Source organism: Campylobacter concisus (genome assembly GCA_002092835.1).
GTDB lineage: Bacteria > Campylobacterota > Campylobacteria > Campylobacterales > Campylobacteraceae > Campylobacter_A > Campylobacter_A concisus_K.
In genome coordinates, this window is record LVWL01000017.1 from 1 (window position 1) to 17,771 (window position 17,771).

Below are 17,771 nucleotides of genomic sequence, written 5' to 3' on the forward strand. Positions count from 1 at the left end.
ATTTTAAAGTATGTATTTTTATTATGGATTTATAGGGTTTAGTTTATATATGCGTATCCACTTCTTTTTTCTATATTTATAGAGGCTACATTATTATTTTTATCTGTTAAAACTATCTTACAATCACCTTTTAATAGTCTTGAATAAGGTCTTTTTTCTCCTTTATTGTTAGTAACACTCACCACTCTCATGGGCCTACCTAATTCGTCAAAATCAATGGTTTGCGTTTTGCCTTTTCCACAACTACCAATAAATTTAACTGATTTTATGCCATATTTTTTCTCGATATTTAAATCTGTATTAATTTTATTGCAATAGGATTGAGGAATGCCTCTCCAGCCCGCACTTAAGAATTTGTTTGATTTTTGTGTATCGATGGCAACCTCTTCTTTGGAATTTAAGTTGCCACTAAATTTATTACCACTACCTCTTTTATCATAAAAAATACTATATTTCCAAGATTTAACCCCAGGCTCATCTACAGAGCACTCTTGCAAATTAGTGTCATTAATAGCTATCCCCCATCTCATTTTAAACCAAAATTTTTCATTTTCTGAATGTACAAATTTATCATCTTGCATGGCAAGGTGCTGGGCGTACCTTATATGCGTTAGCATCTGTGTAGCTGCCTCTCTGGCTCCGTTTATTTCTAGCCTTGGTATGATCATTGCTGCAAGTATGCCAACGGCAATGATTACAAAGATAAGCTCTATAACAGTAAAACCCTTGTTTTTATGCATCTACCTGCCTCTTATGTCAAAATTTGCAATTACTTTTCCCATTTTTTCTATGCAAAATTTTGATTTTCCATTTAGATCGACGCTTAATAATAAATTTTTAGACTCATCTCTTACATCTATACCATAAAATTTAAGTCTTAATGCAAGCTTTTTATTGTCAGTGTATAAATCCTTGATTTCCGCTTCTTTTAATTTATCAGCAAGCTCTTTTACAATATCAAATTTATAGACAAAATGCTTTGTTGGATTATCCAAAAATAGGTAAAAAATTTGATTAAATACAATCATCGACCAGTTTATAGCCAGAAAAAGCATCACTAAAGTCGTACAAATTTTATAGCCTTTTCTAAATTTTGGCAATCTTACGCGATACGAATTAAAAAAAACTCTTACCATAAGTGGCGTTGCGATCACGCAAAACGGCAAAAACTGCTCAAGCTCTAGCCTTTGGCGCACTGAGACTATCATACAAAAGCAAAATGAGCAAATCGCAATAAACCATAAAAGATCCTTCTTTTCCTTAACCCAAATTCTATAAATAGTATAGACAAAAAAGATAAAAACAAACGGTGAAAAAACAGCGGCAAAGATACCAAAAGTATCGATAAAATGCCCACTTGGCCTACCATTTGTATCAAAGCCAAAAAAGTAAAGCGTGAGTAAAAATAAAATAGCACTTAGCCAAGCAAGCGGAGGCCTTCTTTTATAAAGTGAAAATATAAAAAATCCTGCGTAAAATATCAAAAAATCGCCATCTATAAAAAAAGAAAGGCAAAAAAATACTACAAATAAAATTTTATTTTTAACATGGAAAAAGTATATACATAGGAGCGCCAGCATAACGCAAAGCCCAGCATTATTGACGATAAGAGCTGAAGCTAACGTGCCAGGAAGTAAGATAAAAAACAATACCGCAATAAGTCTGTCAAACTCTAATTTAATGTAAAATTTGCTTATCTTATACATAAAACGACACTTATGACATGAAAAGCAATCATCACAGATCTTAGAGCAATATCTGTTTGACCAAAAATTTGAACGCTTAAGTTTAAAACATGACTAAGAAAATTTTGTTTGTTAAAAAAAATTTCAGCTTCACTATAACTTATGCTAAGAGAATTTGCCGTATAAAGTAAAAATATACAATCAATCAAACATATTAAAAATACGCTAAAGGCGACGTGATGTCCAACAAATTCTCTAAATTTATCTAGCAAAAATTTTCCTTAAATATGTATATCCCAAAAAAACTCGATCCAATCGTGAGCTTCTTTTACCTTAAATTCTGGTAAAAGCAGAGCTTTCTCTTTATAAAAGACGGTCGCTATTTTGATATCTAAATTTGGATAACGCTTAAGTAGCTCTCTTTTTATCTCGACCATGCTCTCTCCACTATCGATGATATCATCGACGAGCAAAATTTTAGTGTATTTGCTAAGATCTGGTACGTTAAAGATATTAATAGTATCAAGCTTATTTGTATCTTCGTAATGGATAGAATTTAGGGTAAATAAATTCCTATTATTAAGCGCAACAGCTAGCGAGTGGCCAAGCGTTAGACCGCCTCTTGCCACAGCTAGTATCACCTCTGGATCAAACTCGTCTTTTATCTGTTTTGCCATCTTTTTAGTATCAACGGCAAATTCATCGTAGCTATAAAATATCATCTTTCTTCCTTATCAATGCACTAAAAATACGATAAAACTAATGAGCGCTAGCACGACTACGCCTAAATTTATATCGCTAAATTCTCTCTTTATGAGCTTAACTATGACGTATGACATAAAGCCAAATGCAAGGCCGTTTGTGATCGAATAAGTAAGCGGGATGAGCACAACTATGAAAAATGTCGCAACAGCAATGGCTGGATCTTTAAAATTTATACTAGCAAGCTCAGCAAACATAAGCACGCCAACCATCACAAGGATCGGATAAATGGCATTGCCAGGAATCGCTTTAAAAAGTGGCAACATAAATAATGTAAGTATAAATAAAAGTCCGCAAAATACAGCCGTTAGACCAGTTCTACCGCCCTCTTCTACACCGCTAGCACTCTCTACAAACGATGTGGTCGTACTTACGCCTACAAGTGAGCCAGCTGCCGTAGCAATAGCGTCAGCTTCAAGAGTTTTTTCAAGTTTTACGACGCCATCTTTTTTGTTTTCATCAAAAATTCCAGCCCTCGTGCCTACACCAGCTAGTGTGCCTATCGAGTCAAAAAGATCGGTCACAAAAAATGTGATAACAACTGGCAGCAAGGCTAGACTAAGCGCGCCTTTTATGTCAAGCTCTAAAAATATCGGAGAGATAGAGGCTGGAGTTGAGAAAATTTCTGTTGGATGAGGAGCGATACCAAGCACCCAAGCTATTACTGAAGTAGCAAGCACAGCTAGGATAAACGCGCCCTTTATCTTCCACGCCCAAAAGAAAATAACTAAAAATAGTCCCAAAACGCCAAGAAGTACGTTTGGATCTTTGAAATTTCCTATACCAACCAAAACTACGTCGCTATTTACAATAAAACCCATTTGCTGAAATGCCACAAAGCTGATAAATGTGCCTATGCCAGCGCTTATCGCCCTTCTTAGATCAAGTGGGATGGATCTAATTATCCACATTCTAAAATTTGTAAACGAAAGCACGACAAATATCACACCACTTAAGAAAACAACGCCAAGAGCCGTTTGCCAAGGCACTTTCATACCGATGCAAAGACCAAATGTAAAATAAGCATTAAGCCCCATACCAACGCTCATCGCAACTGGCGTGTTCGCCCAAAGACCATTTAATACAGTAGAAAATATGGTAATTAGCGCTGTTGCAGTGATGAGTGCCTCATAAGGCATGCCAGTTTTGCTCATAATGATCGCATTTACCGGCACGATATACATCATCGCCAAAAACGTCGTAAGTCCCGCTCCAAATTCCTGCTTCACACTAGTTTTGTTTTGTGCTAAGTCAAAAAATTTCACCCCAAGCTCCTTTTAGTAAATTTTAAGTTCGTTATATAAGCTATCACGCTCAACCGGCGTAAAACCAGATGTCTTTATGAGATCGCAAAATGTCTTTAATGTAACGCCATTTGCGCTATTTGCGCCAGCTGCACTTTGGATGCTCTCTTTTTCTATCGTGCCATCAAGATCATCAGCGCCAAATTCCTGCGCTATCATCGCTAAATTTAAGGTCGATGTAGCCCAGTATGCCTTTATGTGTGGGACATTATCAAGCACCAAGCGAGATATCGCCATAGTCTTTAAAATTTCAGCTGATCCTAGAAATTTCACATCTTTTAAGTAGTTATTTTCTCTTTGATAGACAAGTGGGATAAATGCGTTAAATCCGCCAGTTTCGTCCTGCAAGTCCCTTATCCTTAGCATGTGATCGATCCTATTTTCACGACTTTCTATGTGGCCAAAAAGCATTGTTGCGTTGCTTTGTTTGCCGTGATTGTGCCACATTTTGTGGATCTTTAGCCAGTTCTCGCTACTTACTTTGCCTTTGCAAATTTTAGCCCTGATCTCTTCATCAAAAATTTCAGCCCCGCCGCCTGGCATGCTATCGACGCCATATTCGAGCATCTTTTCTATCACCTCATCGTAGCTTAAGCCGTAATGCCTTGACAAAAAATCAATCTCAGCCGCCGTCATCGCCTTTACATGAAGCTCTGGATGATCTGCCTTTATCTTTTTAAAAATTTCTAAGTACCACTGCCAGCCGCTAGTTGCGTTGTGGGCGGAGACGATGTGTATCTCTTTTGCGCCGTGGCTCACGCTCTCATCAACGATCTTTAAAATTTCTTCGTGGCTCATTAGGTATGGATTTGGATTTTTTCTGTGGGCTGAAAATGCGCAAAATTTACAGATATCAGCACAGATATTTGTTGGATTGATATGGCGATTTACATTAAAAAAGACCTTGTTGCCGTGCAGTTTTCTGCGCTTTTTATCGGCAAATTTAGCCAAGGTAAAAAGATCAAGCTCATAAAGCGAAAAAGCCTCTTGCTTGCTTAATCTCTCGCCACTTTCTAGTTTTTGTAATAGATTCATTATTTATATCGTCCTAAAGCTGAACTTAAGGCTTCATTATAAGCAAATAAAGCTTTGTTTTTGCAAAAATTATGTAACATTTGCCAAGATATTTTTAACAATGGAAACACTAAATGCTAGCTGATAAAAGTGCCAAAAATAGTGATAATTATTCAAAGATCAAAGAGAAATTTCTTGATTTTAAGGCAAATTTACCAAAACATTTTCAAAAAAATCAGGGTAGAAATTTTGCAAATTTTTTAGCAAAAGAATATGATGATTTTATAAAATCTTATTTAAATGAAACAATGCGAGAGTTTTTTGATGATTTCATTCCGCAAAATGATAGCTTTGCCTTTGGCGTTTTAGCCACCGGAAAGTACGCTCAGACGCTAATAAGTGCAAATAGTGAGCTAGAAATTTTACTAGTTTATAAAAATTTAAAAGGCTACAACATAAAGAATTTCTTAAAAGAATTTAGCGAAATTTTAAGTAGCTCTGGAATAAATTTTTATATAAAAAGCGTTGAAATAGATGAAATTTTTACAAATTACAAAGACGATCTCAAATTTAAAAGCGAAACATCGCAAGTCCGATATATCTGTGGTTCAAAAAGTCTCTACCGTCTAGTAAAAAGCGAGATCATAAAATTAAAAGAATTTGATAAAAAAGCCTTTTTAAACTACCATTTAAAGGCATTTTTGCCGTTTTCTAGCATCAGCTACTTAGCCCAAGAGCCAAATTTAAAAAGTGGCTTTGGCGGGATAGATGAAATTTATCACCTAAACTGCATACTAAACTGCCTAGATAGCGACGTTTCTGTTAGGTCTCAAGCCCTAAAAGTGATGAATGAAAAAGAGATCGCTAGCTTTAACCTAAATGTGGACTTTTTATTAAGCTTGCTAAGTGCTTTAAATTTAACTCAAAATACTGATACTTTCAGCGCTTCAAGCGTTGAGATCACGACAAATTTCATGCAGACAAAGTCCAAAAAACTTCAAGACAACGAAAGCGTCATCAGCCAAAAAATGCTAAGCTCAATGAATAATGTTGCTATTTATTCAAGGTTTATCGTCGCTTCTCTTTGTAGGCCATTTTTTAAAAGTGAGCTAAATTTTGATCAGAGAAAATTTGCTAGGCTAAAAAATGGCTTTTACGAAATAAATGGCGTTATTTACGTGCCACTTCATAAAAAGCCAGCTCTTATTGAAAATCTAATAACCGAGCTTTTAGAACTAAAAGATGTGGATTATAAATTTGATATAAGCGCGATCTTTTACATCAAGCGAGCCATTATCACAAAAAGCGGCTTAGAGCGTGCTATAAGCGAGTTTAAAAAGATATTTTTAAGAAAAAATTCCTACGCAATTTTAAAATCATTGCTCGATGCGCAAATGATACAAATTTTAATAAAACCAATGGAACACATCAGCCAGCTAGCTCAGTATGATGGCTATCACGAATTTACGGTCGATGAGCATAGTATTTTAAGTGTAAAATTTCTTGAAAATATAAAAGATAAATTTATAAAAAATCTCTATACCGAGCTTTGCTTGGAGGGCAAGACGATGCTAAAGATCGTGACTTTAATGCACGACGTTGGTAAGGGGCTTGGCAAAGACCACGCAAATATCGGAGCAAATATCTTTAGAGCCTACGCAAACAAGCTAAATTTAAGCCAAAAGGCCGTAAATATCGGAGTTACGCTTGTAAAATATCACACCCTAATGAGCAATGTCTCAAACAGAGAGGACATCTACTCGCAACGCGTTATCTTTGCCTTCATCTCAAAGCTAGGTGACAAGCAGGTTTTAAAGCTACTTTACATCCTGAGCTACTGTGTAATAAACGCAACAAACGAAAAGCTTTATAACGCCTACACCGCAAAGCTTTTAAGAGAGCTTTATGAAATTTCATTAAATGCATTTGGCGATGAAAACTTACTTGATGAGGCAACAAGAAGAGTCAAAAAAGAGCAGTCAATAAAAAGAAACAGTGAATTTTTAGCGCTTACACCAAGCTTGCAAGATAAAATTTTTAAGATAACATCAAATCTAGTCTTTGCAAAATATAGTGCGAGCGAGATCATAAATTTAAGCAAGGTGGCAGATAGTCTAAATACGACAGAAATTTTTATAAATAACTCTAAAAATTTAAGCATACAAATTTATACGAAAAAGAGCCTAAATTTAAGCGCCCTGCTCTATGAATTTGCCAAATTTGATCTTGCATATATGGAGATTTTTGAGCTATTTGAGAAGAAATTTTACATTAGGCTTGATTTTAACCAAAATATAAAAAAAGAGGAGCTTGAAATTACTAAAAACTTGGCTCTAATATCTCTAAATAGCGAGACTTTAAGAGAGCCTTTGAAACCAAATATTAACAAAGATGAGATAAACTTCGAGCTAAATCATTCAAAAGATTACGCCAAACTTAGCATCAATGCAAAAGATCAGCGTGGGCTTATGGCGTATGTGATGGGTGTTTTTGATAGACTGAGCTTTCAAATCACGAGCGCGAGAATTCAGACGGTTAAAAATAGAACGAGAAACCTATTTTTGATCGAGAAAAACGAGCGTCTTGAGAGCAAGGGTGATGAGATATTAAATTTATTAATAAGCGAGTAAAAAATGTGTGGAATCGTAGGATACATCGGAAATAAAGAGAAAAAAGAGATCATACTAGGTGGACTTAAAGAGCTAGAGTACCGCGGATATGATAGTGCTGGTATGGCTGTGATGAGCGATAACAAGATCGACTTTTTCAAAGCTGTTGGTAAGCTTGAAAATTTAGCCCTAAAAACAAAAGACTTTGCTTCAGAAGGCTTTGGTGTGGCAATAGGTCACACACGCTGGGCAACTCACGGCAAACCAACCGAGATAAACGCTCACCCACACCTTGGTGAGCACTCATTTGTCGTGCATAACGGCATCATCGAAAACTATAAAGAACTTAAAGATGAACTTGAGGCAAAGGGCGTTAAATTTGTAAGCCAGACTGATACCGAAGTGATCGTACACCTTTTTGAAGAAATTTTAAAAGAAAAAAAAGATCCTTTTAAAGCCTATGAGGCAACTATTTCGAAGCTAAAAGGGGCGTATGCAACGCTACTTATCACTAAAACTGCACCTGGTAAGATATTTTTCGCAAAAGACGCTGCTCCTATGGCGATAGGAAAGAGCGACAAAAAAGAGCTATATTTTGCCTCATCTGACGCTCCACTTATTGGAAATGCAACAGAAGTGGCATATCTTGATGATAATAATTACGGCTACGTGAGCTTAGACGAGATCGTAGTCTTTAAGCACGGCAAAAAGGCTAGCATAACATTTAACGCCTTGCCAAAAGACAAAAGCTATGCCCAAAAAGAGGGCTATACATTTTTCATGGAGAAAGAAATTTACGAGCAAGGTGCAGTCGTATCTGAAACCATCATGGGCAGGGTTAAAAACCACAAAGTCACCCTTGAAAATTTAGACGATGAATATCTAAAAAGTATCGATGATGTCGTGCTTTGTGCGTGCGGTACGAGCTATCATGCAGCGCTTGTTGCAAGCTATCTTTTTGAAAGACTTGCTAAAGTTAGAACAAAGGTCGAAGTAGCAAGCGAATTTAGATATAGAAAGCCTTATCTAAACAAAAACTCGCTCTTCATCGTTATCTCACAAAGTGGCGAGACAGCCGACACTCTTGAGGCACTTAGGATCGCAAAAGAGGCTGGGCTAAAGACGCTTGCGATTTGTAACGTCGATAACTCATCTATCGTTAGACTAGCTGATAATACGCTTCTAACTCGCGCTGGCATCGAAAAAGGTGTGGCAAGTACAAAGGCATTTGCAACGCAGATCATCGTGCTTTGGATGCTTGTGCTTCAAATGGCAGCAGCAAAAGAGTCTATCAGTAAAAAAGAGCTTGATCACGAGATCAAAACGCTTCTTCACATTCCACAAATTTTAAATATCAACAACTCTCTTCAAGAGAAGCTTCACCGCCTAAGCAAGCACTATTTACACGGTCATGGCTTCTTCTTTATCGGTAGAGATATCTTCTATCCGCTAGCACTAGAAGGTGCGTTAAAGCTTAAAGAAATTTCATATCTTCACGCCGAGGGCTATCCATCAGGCGAAATGAAGCACGGTCCTATCGCGCTTGCAGATGAGAAGCTATTTACGATCGCTTTAATGCCTCAAAATTTACTTTACGAAAAAACAAAGAGCAACGTCGAAGAGCTTGCTGCAAGAGATGCATATATCCTAGCGATAAGTCCACTTGAGTTTGAGCTAAGCGATGACTACGTAAAAACAAGCGTTCAAGATCATTATATGAGCGAATTTTTTGAGATGATGCTTGTGCTTCAGCTACTTGCGCTTGAAATTTCTGTTAGACTTGGCAACAACGTCGATATGCCAAGAAATCTCGCAAAAAGCGTAACTGTCGAATAATTTAACTGGCCAGTAAACACTGGCTAGTTAAATTTTAGTTGATATTTTGCATTAAATTTTATGAAATGCTGTTTTTGCAAGAACACGATCCAGCTAAAATTTATCTAGCTTTAGTTTAATTTTTTATACTTTGCCATGACAATAAAAAATGGTGGCATAGATATCATTTTTGATGTGACTAAAAAACTTAATCAGTTAAGTAAAAAGGATAAGAATATCACACTGGAGTATTTTAAAATGATGTGCGATATTAAAAATCAAAAAGTGGATATTGCCCGATCTTGTTGGCATCTTCTCTTTTAAGGATAAAGGAGATGTTTAACAAAAAGCCTTTTTTCTAACCCACTAAACTAAAAAATTTAAAGCTCAAAACTCTTAAAATTTATCTTTACCTAGTATCGTTGCCAGCTTTTCTTTGATACTCTCATCAAACTCACTAACGCTTATGACACCCCTACTCTCACACATCTTAGCGTCATTTACCTCACAGTAGTCACTAAGTGCATTTTTGTACCCGCCTCTTATGCAAGCTTCTCTGTCTTCTAAAAATCCAGCCCCACCAAGAATGAGCACGCCAAGATCAAACCCTATCTTAAATTTTGCACTCGCTGAGCTTTTAACCCAGCTTAAAAATATCTCATCGTATCTTAATCCAAGTGCTCCAACGCCATCTGGTACGACTAAAATATCCACACCATAAAGGCTTTCAGCATAAATTTCTGGATGGAGCCTGACGCCAGATTCATCGATTATCTCAGGCTTTAGTGCGTAGGTCTTGATATTAAAATCCTCAAATTTATGTAAAAAATCATAAATTTTGGCAAAGCTTAGTAGATTTAGCTTGTCAAACATCAAAATGCCAACTTTCATGCTAGCTCCTTTTAATGAAGTGCCTCATTTAGCTTGATCGCCCTTTTGCTCGCACTTGCAGTGATCTGGCCTGTTTGGCTATTTTGTCTAAAATGAAGTCCATTTAGCCCACCAAGCTCAAGCGCTTTGTAAATTTCAGCTTCAAATTTAAACTCTGGATTTAGTTTGGCTAGCTTTTCGCGCTCGCTAGCTGATATATAGACTTTTGTGCCCTCAAGCACTGCTATGCCAGCATCCACGATGCAGTTATCGCCAAGAGGCACGCCCGTAACTGAGTTTGCCCCAAGCAAGCAGTGTTTGCCGATGCTTACAGGGTTGCCATTTGTGCCACTTAGCACGCCAAGTATGCTAGCTCCGCCACCTACGTCACTACCCTCGCCAACTACGACAGAGCTACTAACTCTACCTTCAACCATCACCCCACCGGTTGTACCTGCGTTAAAGTTAATATAGGCAGCACCTGGCATAACGACTGTGCCAGGATACACGGCAGCGCCCATGCGAACCTTGGCTGAGTCTAAAATTCTCGTATTATCAGCTGGGATGATGTGACTTAAAAATCTTGGGAATTTATCGACGCTAACGATCGCTGGATATTCGCCAAACATCTTTAGAGAAATTTCATTTTCTCTTAGCCATTCAAGCTCAATTGGCGTATTTTGGCTAGTCCATGCAACATTTGGTAACGCACCAAAGGCTCCATCAAGTACAATCGTCCTAGGTGCGACCTTGCCAAGCGATATCAAATAAAGCTTGAGATATACGGCCTCCACGCTAAGTGGTTTTGCATCATCAAACAAAAATACAAGTTTAAATTTATTCTCATTTAGTTCAAGATCGTCATCAAATGCTATTTTTACGGCATGTAAATTTTGTACATTTTTATGAGAGCTTATCTCTTTTTCAAAGACACTAAAGAGCTTACTAGCTTTTTTCACCACTTTTGGAGTAAGATCGGCTACAAATTCAGAGCCATTAAAATCAACTTTAACATCACATTTTTGCAAAGCATAAATATAAGCAGCTGCGCTTAAAAAGCTCTCTTTGTAATTTACAACAGCAAAAGTCGCTTGCAAAATTTTATCTGTATTTTTTTGTCCACGATCGATCCTAGCGATACCAAAAGCAAGCGGATCTTTATAGCCATCTTTTTTTCTAAATTCTTCAAAAAATTCCTTAAAATCATTTGCATCTTTAAACTCTTTAGACATCTATTCTCCTTTAAATTTTTTCTTAGTCTAGCCAAAAATGGCTAAAAATTTTATGATTTTAAGTCCATTAAAATTTTAAATATTTTTATGTTTTTAATAATGATTAATTTTATCATAAAGTAAATTGCAATAAGATTTTGCAAATTTAAAGAAGGAGTTTAAATGTCAAATTTAGTAACAAAACCTAGATTTGCTCTGGCTGCATTGATCGGCCTTGTCGCTGGCGTTGTCTCAGCCTTTGTCAAATGGGGAGCAGAATTCCCACTCCCTCCAAGAAGTCCGATGGATATGTTTAACGCTGCTTGCGGACCAGAGAGTGCCATTAGAGCAGCCGATGCGATCGATTGCTCTAGAAATTTCTTAAATCCGCCTTATGTATTTTTAAGGGATTATTTGGGCGTAGCGATCCAAATGCCGCCATTTACGAGTTTGCAGGGCATGCGTTTAACTACGTAATGATGACGCATATATTATTTTCGATCGTTTTTGCGGTTGCTTATTGTGTTTTGGCTGAGAAATTTCCAAAGATTACAATATGGCAAGGCTTACTAGTTGGCATTATCGTAAATATCGCTGTTCACGTGATCACATTACCTATTTTAGGGCTTACTCCACCACTTTGGACACTTCCTTGGTACGAGCATGTATCTGAATTTGTCGGCCACATGATATGGTTTTGGTCGATAGAGATCATCCGTCACGACTTAAGAGCTAGGATAACAAAAGAAAAAGATCCAAGTGATTATTGCTGCTGCAACGCATAAATGCAAATTTTTGCTGTTTTGGGCTAAAAACCTAAAACAGCAACCAAATTTATCTCACCATTTAAAAGCAAAATTTATCCGCGATTAGCACTCCTGGCTAAGCTCTAAATTTTCTAAACGAAGTGGCTTTTCACCTTCAAAAATCACCCCAATACCAAAAGGCTCGCAAATATCAAGCGCACCATCGGCAAACCTCATCAGCCACTGCTTATCATGCGCATAAAAGGTGCATTGAGGCGAGCTAAACGGCAGATCGCAAACTGGCACATCAAGCGCTCTAAGCTCATCCTTGTTCAAAAGGCATTTTTGCTTAAGCTTCTCTCGCAAAAACGTAAGTGCGTCTTTTATGTACCGGTCGATATCCTGAGCGATACGCTGCACAAGCAAAATCGTCTCATCATCCACATCTGCCCATTTGCCGAGATAAGGCAAAAGAGCACTTGGCCAAAAATTTCGCTTTTTAGCTCTGTCTCCGCGTACCAAATAAAACCTTCATCCGTTACTACTTTTTCAAGCTTGCCAAATTTTAAAGTCATTTTTTATTCTCATTTTTGTGGTTTTGCTACTCTTACGAAAAAGAGCGAAATTTAAGCAAATCTGTCGTGACATAAAATAGAGATAGCTTGTAAATTTACCCTTTTAGCATAAAGCAAAAGCTAAATTTACAAGCAAATTTTCAGTTTTTCTCGCTATTTAGAAGCAAAATTTCTCATCAGTGCCATTTTGCTTGCGCATAGCTTTAAAGTTAGCAAGATTATCTTTATCTAAAAAGTAATCTTTCTCTTTTTTATTGCGGGCTTCTAGCTTTTCTATGCCTTTTGCAAGGACTGCTTTTCTATCTTCGTGAGGCGAGCTAAATTCTGGCGAGAACATCGCTTCATAGGCATTTTTCTTAGTCCATCCAAGCGCTTTATCAGCGATCTCTTGTTGCTTTTTGATATCGCAAAATGCATAAGGATTGACCACGTCGCCAACAAGCTTCATAAACGCCCCTATCGCGGCCACCACGTCAGTAAATTTCTCGCCCTCCATGTCTATAACGCCTCTTAGCAAGATCGCGCGATTTTTTGCCGCATAAAACCAAAATACCGCATCATCGCGAAGTCCAAGATCGTATGCGCGAGCTGAAAGGACAAAAAGAGTTATCGGAGAGACCATTTGTGGGGCGTCTTGCACGATCTTTTCAGCCTTTTTAAAGTCCTCTTCTTTGCCACTTTTTAAAAGCTCATCTATCTTGTCATAGACCTTGACGTACTCCACCTTGCCAGCATTTGCTGAGTAGTAAGGCGTGACGTAGATGTCGATACTTCTTACTTTGCCGTCATTTGCAAAGCCACATACCGCTCCAAAAAGTAGCGCCGTAAGCAGTGATAAAATTTTCATTTTAGCTCCTTGGCTTAAAATTTTTTATTATTTTAACTAAAAGCAGTTGAAAAGATTAGGATAAATTTAAGAAAAAGTCCGCAAATTTAAAGCGGACTTCGAAGATTAGTTTTTAAAACTATGAATTGGAGCTGGAATTTGTCCGCCACGAGCGATGAAGTCAGCACTTGAGGCCTTATTTATCTTCATCACAGGCGCTCTTCCTAAAAGGCCGCCAAACTCGATCATATCGCCCTCACGTCCAAGAGGTATGATACGAACGGCCGTTGTTTTTTGATTTATCACGCCGATAGCCGCCTCATCAGCGATCATCGCAGCTATACTCTCGCTTGGCGTGTCCGCAGGTATGGCGATCATATCAAGTCCAACTGAGCATATCGCTGTCATCGCTTCAAGCTTTTCTAAATTTAGCGATCCTGCGCGCACCGCAGCTATCATGCCCTCATCTTCTGAGACTGGGATAAACGCACCGCTTAAGCCGCCCACTTGATTGCACGCCATGACACCACCTTTTTTGACAGCGTCATTTAGCAGAGCAAGTGCCGCTGTCGTGCCATGCGTACCAACAGCCTCAAGCCCCATCTCCTCAAGCACGCGAGCTACCGAGTCGCCCACGGCTGGTGTTGGAGCAAGAGAGAGATCGACGATACCAAATTTAACCCCAAGGCACTCGCTCGCCATTTGACCAACTAACTGACCGATACGAGTAATCTTAAACGCCGTCTTTTTCACAGTCTCAGCTACCACGTCAAAGCTCTCGCCACGCACCTTTTCAAGGGCTCTTTTTACCACACCTGGGCCAGAAACGCCGACATTTATCACCACATCAGCCTCGCCCACGCCGTGAAATGCACCAGCCATGAAAGGATTATCTTCGACTGCGTTTGCAAAAACGACAAGCTTAGCACAACCCATCTCTGAAGCTGCTGCTGTCTCTTTTATGATGCGTCCCATATCACGCACCGCGCTCATATTTATGCCGGTTTTCGTTGAGCCGACATTGACACTTGCACATACTTTTGAAGTCTGAGAAAGTGCTTGTGGAATAGAATTTATCAAAATTTCATCGCCCTTTTGATAGCCCTTTTGAACTAAAGCTGAAAAACCACCTATAAAATCAATACCAACCTCAATAGCCGCCCTATCAAGCGTCTTTGCGATCATTACGTAGTCTTTTGCGTCCGTTGCGGCGCCGATTATCGAGATAGGCGTCACGCTCACTCTTTTATTGACGATTGGTATGCCTAGCTCAGCAGAAATTTCATTGCCCACTTTGACTAGGTCTTTGGCTTTAGTGGTGATTTTTGTGTAAATTTTGTCGCAAGCTTTGTTGATGTCAGGATCGATGCAGTCAAGCAAACTAATGCCCATCGTGATCGTTCTGATGTCAAAATTTTGCTCTTCGATCATCGAGATCGTTTCGGTTACGTTTTTGATGTCCATTGTTTTTCCTTAGATTGTATGCATCGCATCAAAGATAGCAGAACTTTGGATATTTATCTTTACTTTTAGGCTCTCTCCAAGCTCGTTAAGTTCTGCTCTTAAGGCCGTAAAGTCTTTATTTTCTTCACTTGAAACCACTGCCATCATCGTAAAAAACTCATCTAAAATAGTCTGTGAGATATCATCTATATTTAGCCCTAGCTCGCTAAGCTTTGCTGAGACGCCAGCAACGATGCCGACTCTATCTTTTCCGACTACGGTTACGATCGCTTTCATGTTTTCTCCTATTAAATTTAAATGATTGCATTTTGGCTCCAAAATTTAAGCCAAGCATCAAGCAAAGCTAAATTTTGGTAGCCAAATTCAAACTGGCAAATTTTAAAATTTGCTCTAAATTTTATCTTTTGTAAATTTTACTTCGAGCAAGCACTTTTGCCGTCATTTACTGGTTGGATCGCTGAGTTATCAACTCCGCCATCACTATTTATATTTTCTATCACTTCCCAAAGTCTAGCAGCCGCACTCTCGTAGCGTTTTGCAGTGACTGAGTTTGGCTCGTAAAAGCTAACTGGCTTGCCATTATCGCCACCCACGCGAACAGCTGGTTCGATAGGGATTTCAGCTAAAATTTGAGTGTTATAAGCTTTTGCCACCTCTTCAGTCGTACCTTTGCCAAAGATGTCGTACTCTTTGCCATTATCTGGGCAGATGAAACCACTCATATTTTCGATGACGCCAGCGATTGGGATGTGAAGCTTCTCAAACATATCAAGCGCACGTTTACTATCGTCAAGCGCTACCACTTGTGGTGTTGTGACGCAGACGCCTGCCGTTACTGGCACGCTTTGAGCTAGAGTTAGCTGTGCGTCACCCGTTCCTGGAGGCATGTCAAGAAACAAGACATCAAGCTCGCTCCAAAGCACGTCTTTTAACAGCTGTTCGATCGCTTTCATAATCATCGAACCTCTCCAAATAAGACTCATGCCTTCTTCCATCAAAACGCCCATGCTCATCATCTCGACGCCGTGACTGAGTATTGGTTTTAGTTTGTTGCCTACTACTTGCGGCTGAGTATTTACCTCGCCAAGCATTCTTGGGATGTTTGGTCCGTAGATGTCAGCGTCCAAAATTCCAACCTTTTTGCCTAGTTTTGCCATTGAGATGGCTAAATTTAGAGTCGTGGTTGATTTACCAACGCCGCCTTTACCTGAGCTTACCATTACGAAATTTTTAACTTGCGGTGCGATGTTTTTGCCACTTTGAGTGTTACTTTTTTCTTCAGGCATCTTTGGCTGGATCAAATTTAGCACATACTCATTTGAGCCCATGACACGTTTGATATCCGTTTTTAACTCGTTTGCCACATCAGAGCTTGAGCTAACTATCTCGACATCGATCAAAATTTTCTCGCCTATTTCAACATTTTTTACAAAGCCAAAGCTAACTATATCTTTTTCAAAACCAGGATAAATAACACCTTTTAGTCTATTTAAGACCTCTTCTTTATTTAACATTTTTCTCCTTTTTCTAGATCTTTTGAAATTTTATATGCACAAAATTTTGGTCCGCACATCGAACAAAAATGAGCACTCTTAAACGCCTCTTCTGGCAAGCTCTCATCGTGAAGCTCTCTAGCCTTTTTTGGATCAAAGCTTAGCTCAAACTGCTTGTTCCAGTCAAATGCATATCTAGCATCGCTCATCTCGTGATCCTTTTCTATCGCTCCCGCCTTGCCAAGTGCGACGTCTGCGGCGTGAGCTGCTATCTTGTGAGCTACGATGCCCTCTCTTACGTCATTTTCGTTTGGCAAGCCAAGGTGCTCTTTTTGCGTCACGTAGCAAAGCATGCTAGCGCCGTGGTATGCTGCCATTGTGCCACCTATGGCTGACGTGATGTGATCGTATCCTGCACCGATGTCTGAGACAAGCGGCCCAAGCACGTAAAATGGGGCGTCATGGCAGAGCTCTTGTTCAATTTTCATATTATACTCAATTTGATTTAATGGCACATGACCAGGGCCCTCGATCATCACTTGCACATCTTTTTCCCATGCACGAAGCGTAAGCTCTCCAAGCACCTTTAGCTCGCTAAGCTGTGCCTCATCTGTCGCGTCATAAAGACATCCTGGACGAAGTCCGTCGCCAAGCGAGAGAGATACATCATGTCTTGCGCAAATTTCTAAAATTTCATCAAAAATTTCATAAAATGGGTTTTGTCTATTTAACTTTGACATATAGCTTGCACTTAAACTGCCACCACGGCTTACTATGCCCATTTTACGCTTTTTGACAAGCGGCAAAAAATCACGCAAAAAGCCAGCGTGTATCGTAAAGTAACTAACTCCTTGCTTTGCTTGCTTTTCAAGTATCTCTAAAATGAGCTCATTTGTAATATTAGTAACCTCTTTTGCTTCTTTTAAAATTTCATACATAGGCACTGTGCCAACTGGCACGCTTGAATGCTCAATGATCGCACTTCTAATGGCATCCAAATCGCCATCCGTACTTAGATCCATAACCGTATCGGCGCCAAATTCTAGGCAAATTTCAAGCTTTCTAAGCTCTGCGCAAATGTCACTACTTAGCTTGAGTTGCCGATATTTGCATTGACCTTTGTCTTTAGCTTTCTGCCTATGCCCATTGGCTTTAAATTTTTATGATTTATATTTGCTGGGATGATGATGCTACCTTTTGCCACCTCATCCATCACCAAATTTTCACTAAGCCCTTCGATCCTTGCCACATAGCTCATCTCTTGCGTTATCTCGCCGCGCCTAGCATAATACATCTGCGTCTTATCTCTCATATAAGGCCTTTTTAAATTTTTAAAAACCTCATTTTAGTCCTTTTTTGATTTAAACTAACTAAATAAGCTTTTAAAAATTTACTTT

12 protein-coding genes and 4 pseudogenes are annotated in these 17,771 nt (G+C 38.7%); 3 read left to right on the top strand and 13 right to left on the bottom strand.

Annotated features, from left to right (window positions below; genetic code table 11):
* Window positions 1–38: 38 nt before the first annotated feature.
* From A3835_01180 to A3835_01200, 5 genes and pseudogenes are all read right to left on the bottom strand, one after another.
* Complete coding sequence (locus A3835_01180; protein ID ORI08939.1) at window positions 39–740, bottom strand: carbamoyl-phosphate synthase large subunit; 702 nt, start codon at window positions 738–740, stop codon at window positions 39–41.
* Window positions 741–1,957: pseudogene (locus A3835_01185) on the bottom strand (hypothetical protein).
* Between the two features lie 9 nt (window positions 1,958–1,966).
* A complete protein-coding gene (locus A3835_01190; protein ID ORI08940.1) occupies window positions 1,967–2,407 on the bottom strand; it encodes a nicotinate phosphoribosyltransferase in 441 nt (146 codons plus the stop codon).
* A gap of 12 nt (window positions 2,408–2,419) precedes the next feature.
* A complete protein-coding gene (locus A3835_01195) occupies window positions 2,420–3,712 on the bottom strand; it encodes a guanine permease (GenBank protein ORI08941.1) in 1,293 nt (430 codons plus the stop codon).
* A gap of 12 nt (window positions 3,713–3,724) precedes the next feature.
* Complete coding sequence (locus tag A3835_01200; protein ID ORI08942.1) at window positions 3,725–4,786, bottom strand: aminofutalosine synthase MqnE; 1,062 nt, start codon at window positions 4,784–4,786, stop codon at window positions 3,725–3,727.
* A gap of 113 nt (window positions 4,787–4,899) precedes the next feature.
* Between A3835_01200 and A3835_01205 the strand changes: the two genes are divergently transcribed.
* Together A3835_01205 and A3835_01210 are read left to right on the top strand one after the other, a co-directional pair.
* Window positions 4,900–7,395 carry an ABC transporter ATP-binding protein gene (locus A3835_01205; protein ORI08943.1) on the top strand — a complete coding sequence of 832 codons (2,496 nt, stop codon included), beginning with the start codon at window positions 4,900–4,902 and terminating at the stop codon, window positions 7,393–7,395.
* Window positions 7,396–7,398: 3 nt separating this feature from the next.
* Entirely contained in the window at window positions 7,399–9,210 is a 1,812-nt protein-coding gene (locus tag A3835_01210) for a glutamine--fructose-6-phosphate aminotransferase (GenBank protein ORI08944.1), read from the top strand.
* Window positions 9,211–9,585: 375 nt separating this feature from the next.
* Here A3835_01210 and A3835_01215 read toward each other — a convergent pair whose 3' ends face one another.
* Window positions 9,586–10,080 carry a hypothetical protein gene (locus A3835_01215; GenBank protein ORI08945.1) on the bottom strand — a complete coding sequence of 165 codons (495 nt, stop codon included), beginning with the start codon at window positions 10,078–10,080 and terminating at the stop codon, window positions 9,586–9,588.
* A gap of 11 nt (window positions 10,081–10,091) precedes the next feature.
* On the bottom strand, window positions 10,092–11,291 hold the full coding sequence (locus A3835_01220; protein ID ORI08946.1) for a 2,3,4,5-tetrahydropyridine-2,6-carboxylate N-succinyltransferase: 1,200 nt from the start codon (window positions 11,289–11,291) through the stop codon (window positions 10,092–10,094).
* A 162-nt stretch (window positions 11,292–11,453) separates the two neighbouring features.
* Here A3835_01220 and A3835_01225 point away from each other — a divergent pair.
* A pseudogene (locus tag A3835_01225) lies at window positions 11,454–12,055 on the top strand (hypothetical protein).
* An 84-nt stretch (window positions 12,056–12,139) separates the two neighbouring features.
* Here A3835_01225 and A3835_01230 read toward each other — a convergent pair.
* The 6 genes and pseudogenes from A3835_01230 to A3835_01255 all read right to left on the bottom strand — a co-directional run bounded on the left by A3835_01230 (window position 12,140) and on the right by A3835_01255 (window position 17,686).
* Window positions 12,140–12,591 (bottom strand): annotated as a pseudogene (locus A3835_01230) (hypothetical protein).
* A 157-nt stretch (window positions 12,592–12,748) separates the two neighbouring features.
* Complete coding sequence (locus A3835_01235) at window positions 12,749–13,438, bottom strand: cytochrome-c oxidase (protein ORI08947.1); 690 nt, start codon at window positions 13,436–13,438, stop codon at window positions 12,749–12,751.
* Between the two features lie 105 nt (window positions 13,439–13,543).
* Window positions 13,544–14,881 (bottom strand): hypothetical protein, encoded by a 1,338-nt coding sequence (locus A3835_01240; GenBank protein ORI08948.1) that lies wholly within the window; start codon window positions 14,879–14,881, stop codon window positions 13,544–13,546.
* A gap of 9 nt (window positions 14,882–14,890) precedes the next feature.
* Window positions 14,891–15,157 carry a hypothetical protein gene (locus A3835_01245; GenBank protein ORI08949.1) on the bottom strand — a complete coding sequence of 89 codons (267 nt, stop codon included), beginning with the start codon at window positions 15,155–15,157 and terminating at the stop codon, window positions 14,891–14,893.
* Between the two features lie 137 nt (window positions 15,158–15,294).
* A complete protein-coding gene (locus tag A3835_01250) occupies window positions 15,295–16,395 on the bottom strand; it encodes a sodium:proton antiporter (protein ORI08950.1) in 1,101 nt (366 codons plus the stop codon).
* Window positions 16,389–17,686: pseudogene (locus A3835_01255) on the bottom strand (thiamine biosynthesis protein ThiC). The gene A3835_01250 and the pseudogene A3835_01255 overlap by 7 nt, the downstream one beginning before the upstream one ends.
* Between the last annotated feature and the right edge of the window lie 85 nt (window positions 17,687–17,771).